Genomic DNA, 755 nt, shown 5'->3' on the forward strand with positions numbered 1-755 from the left:
GTGCACCTCGTGCCGAGGTGGTGGAACTGGTAGACACGCTGTCTTGAGGGGGCAGTGGAAGAGATTCCGTGGGGGTTCGAATCCCCCCCTCGGCACCATGCAACTGAGAAAGGGTTGAAACGAAAGTTTCAACCCTTTTTTGCGTTTTGAAATAGGTATACTGCTTTCTATGAAGTAGCTTTCGTTTTTAATTCAAAATTGTGCAATCGAGTACCCAAACTACACGTCTTTGCGATTCACTTCCGATCTACTAACGAAGCTCTTCAGCATTTGCTTCGACTCAAAGCTATAATTTCTTTTGAAAAATATAACCCTCAGATTTAACTCAGAATCGCATTTTAGGTTGTTTTGCATGTGTTGTGTTGCGCTAAAAGTTTGCTCGCGTCAGAATTGATTTTTACGCCAAAATTGAGCCTAAGAAAAATAGCATATCCCAAATGGATAATTTGATGCGACTGCACAATCTTTAATTGGAAAATCGAATACTTGCGTATTGAATTTATTGATAAAAAGACAGTCTAAACTTTTTTTGGAATTATTGATAAAAACATCTTGCCAAGGGTGCTAGATTTCCGTAAACACTTCTTCACACGACGTTCACAGAAACGTTGTGCACCTCGTGCCGAGGTGGTGGAACTGGTAGACACGCTGTCTTGAGGGGGCAGTGGAAGAGATTCCGTGGGGGTTCGAATCCCCCCCTCGGCACCATGCAACTGAGAAAGGGTTGAAACGAAAGTTTCAACCCTTTTTTGCGT

The 755-nt window shown here is 42.8% G+C and carries 2 tRNA genes; both read left to right on the forward strand.

Going from position 1 to position 755, the window contains the following annotated elements:
- Nucleotides 1-11: 11 nt before the first annotated feature.
- Nucleotides 12-98, forward strand: a tRNA-Leu gene (locus D0S45_20610).
- Nucleotides 99-621: 523 nt separating this feature from the next.
- Nucleotides 622-708: transfer RNA gene (locus tag D0S45_20615), tRNA-Leu, on the forward strand.
- Nucleotides 709-755: the final 47 nt, after the last annotated feature.

The sequence above is a fragment of the Marinifilum sp. JC120 genome (assembly GCA_004923195.1).
Lineage (GTDB): Bacteria > Desulfobacterota > Desulfovibrionia > Desulfovibrionales > Desulfovibrionaceae > Maridesulfovibrio.